The organism is Actinomyces polynesiensis, from assembly GCF_000820725.1.
Lineage (GTDB): Bacteria > Actinomycetota > Actinomycetes > Actinomycetales > Actinomycetaceae > Pauljensenia > Pauljensenia polynesiensis.
On sequence record NZ_CCXH01000028.1, the window covers coordinates 1 to 2,209 of the forward strand.

Sequence of the window (2,209 nt, forward strand, 5' to 3'; positions counted from 1 at the left end):
ACATCCTGCTCGGCAACGACGCCTACGGCGGCACCCACCGGCTCATCAACTCCGTGCTCGGGGCATGGGGGGTGACGAACTCGGCGGTCGACACCACCGACCCGGCCGCCCTGGAAGCGGCTGTCCTCCGTGACCAGCCGAAGGTCGTGTGGGTGGAGACGCCCTCGAACCCGCTGCTCGGGATCACCGACATCCGGGCCGCCGCCGAGGTGGCGCACCGCCACGGCGCGCTCCTGGTCGTCGACAACACCTTCGCGACCCCGTGGCTGCAGAACCCGCTGGCACTGGGGGCCGACATCGTGCTGCACTCGACGACGAAGTACATCGGGGGCCACTCCGACGTGGTGGGAGGCGCCGTCATCGTCGGCGACGACCGTTTCACCGAGCAGCTCGGCTGGTTGCAGAACGCGGCCGGGGCGGTGTCCTCACCCTTCGACGCGTGGCTGACACTGCGCGGGCTGAAGACCCTGGCCGTGCGCGTGGAGCGTCACTCCGCCAACGCCGCTGCGCTCGCGGAGGCCCTGGCCGGGGACGACCGTGTCGCGGAGGTCCTCTACCCGGGCCTGGCGACCCATCCCGGCCACGCCGTGGCCGCGCGGCAGATGCGGGCCTTCGGGGGCATGGTGTCGATCCGGCTGCGTGGGGGAGCCGAGGGAGGCGCGTGGGCCGCGCGGACCTTTGCGGCCTCGACCCGGCTGTTCACCCTGGCCGAGTCACTGGGCGGCGTGGAGTCCCTCATCGAGGTCCCCGCCGCGATGACGCACTCCTCGGTGAAGGGCACCAGCCTGGAGGTGCCCGATGACCTCGTGCGCCTCTCGGTGGGCATCGAGGACGTGGGGGACCTGGTGCGCGACGTGCGCCGCGCTCTGGACGCACTGTCGGTCCCGGTGGGGGCGGCGCGCGGCTGAGGCCTCTGACGTGGGGCCGCGGGCTGCTCGGTCCGCGGACGGCTGGGTCCGCGGACGGCTGGGTCCGCGGACGGCTGGGTCCGCGGACGGCTGGGTCCGCGGACGGACGACCGTGGCCTCCGCAGTTGTCAGCGGGCCGCGGGTGCCACCGCACCGCCGGGCACCCGCGCCGGCCCCATCACTGCGCGATCGTGGCGGTTCCCTGGACCAGGGAGCCGGTGATGATGATGCCGGCCCCGAGCAGGGACACCGTGGCGCCCGCCCAGTCCCACGCCGTGGGACGGAAACCGTCCATGACGATGCCCCAGGCCAGGGAACCGGCGATGAAGATGCCGCCGTAGGCGGCGGGGACCCGGCCGAAGGACGCCTCGGGCTGCAGGCTCGCGAAGAACCCGTAGGCCCCGAGCACCAGGATTCCGGCTCCGGCCCACCACCACGGACGTGACTCCCTCATCGACTGCCAGATCAGCCAGGACCCGCCGATCTCGGACAGGGCTGCGAGGACGAACAGGATGACGATGCGGGCCGGGACCATGCCCGGATCCTCCCACAGCCGGTCGGTGTCCCGGCAGGTGGGGTGGGCCACCCGCGGGGGGTGTCTCAGTCCTCCGTCAACCGGGTGAGGTCCACGTCGAGGACCTCGCGTTCGCCGTCGACCTCCACGACGAGGAGCATCGAGTCAGGGGTCCCGAAGGCGTGCTGGATCCTGAACACGTGGGTGGCGGAGGAGCGCCAGGGGAGCCAGTGCTCGGTGCAGAGCAGGTCGCGGTCGAAGGGATCACCGTTGCGGTCGGCGTCCATGGAGGCGGCGAGCCCGTCGAAGCCGAGGGTCGGGGAGCCCGAACGTGCCACGCAGTCGACGAAGCGGACCCTCACGGGGAGCAGACCGGTGTTGCGCACGCGCACCGGGATGTCGACGTCGCCGCCCCCGAGCCACGTCGGGGCGGTGGCGACAGCCGTCAGTGCCATGGTCCCTCCTCCCGGTCGGGCCCGACCACCGGTCGCGGGCGGTGGTCGCAGGTGCCGAGTCGGTGCCCCGAGTCGGGCTTGAACCGACGACCGACGGATTATGAGTCCGCTGCTCTGACCGACTGAGCTATCGGGGCGATCCAAGGGTAGCGGGTCGGGCGGGGTCATCCGGCCATCCACGTGGTGGAGTCGCAGGGGTGACCGACGGGCACCCCTCGGGGCCGAGGGGGCGCCCGGACCGCCCGGGACACCGGTGGCCACTACGCTGTTCGCCATGGCAGCACACACCGTTCCCGATTCGATGGCCCCCTTCCTCCCGCGCAGCGACCGAC

At 72.5% G+C, this 2,209-nt stretch carries 3 protein-coding genes and 1 tRNA gene; 1 reads left to right on the top strand and 3 read right to left on the bottom strand.

The genetic code is table 11. The features are described 5' to 3' along the window. On the top strand, positions 1-908 hold a 908-nt coding region (locus tag TA90_RS01155), incomplete at its 5' end, for a PLP-dependent transferase (RefSeq protein ID WP_043534196.1). 178 nt (positions 909-1,086) lie between these two features. Here TA90_RS01155 and TA90_RS01160 read toward each other — a convergent pair. The 3 genes from TA90_RS01160 to TA90_RS01170 form a co-directional block, all read right to left on the bottom strand. Continuing rightward, positions 1,087-1,443 carry a YnfA family protein gene (locus tag TA90_RS01160; RefSeq protein WP_043534198.1) on the bottom strand — a complete coding sequence of 119 codons (357 nt, stop codon included), beginning with the start codon at positions 1,441-1,443 and terminating at the stop codon, positions 1,087-1,089. 65 nt (positions 1,444-1,508) lie between these two features. After that, entirely contained in the window at positions 1,509-1,877 is a 369-nt protein-coding gene (locus TA90_RS01165; RefSeq protein ID WP_043534197.1) for a hypothetical protein, read from the bottom strand. A 63-nt stretch (positions 1,878-1,940) separates the two neighbouring features. Further along, positions 1,941-2,014: transfer RNA gene (locus TA90_RS01170), tRNA-Ile, on the bottom strand. Between the last annotated feature and the right edge of the window lie 195 nt (positions 2,015-2,209).

What these genes read in the sequence shown, in the direction of transcription:
- TA90_RS01165 (WP_043534197.1), bottom strand. Translation starts at nt 1,877, where the DNA reads ATGGCACTGACGGCTGTCGCCACCGCCCCGACGTGGCTCGGGGGCGGC.
- TA90_RS01160 (WP_043534198.1), bottom strand. Translation starts at nt 1,443, where the DNA reads ATGGTCCCGGCCCGCATCGTCATCCTGTTCGTCCTCGCAGCCCTGTCC.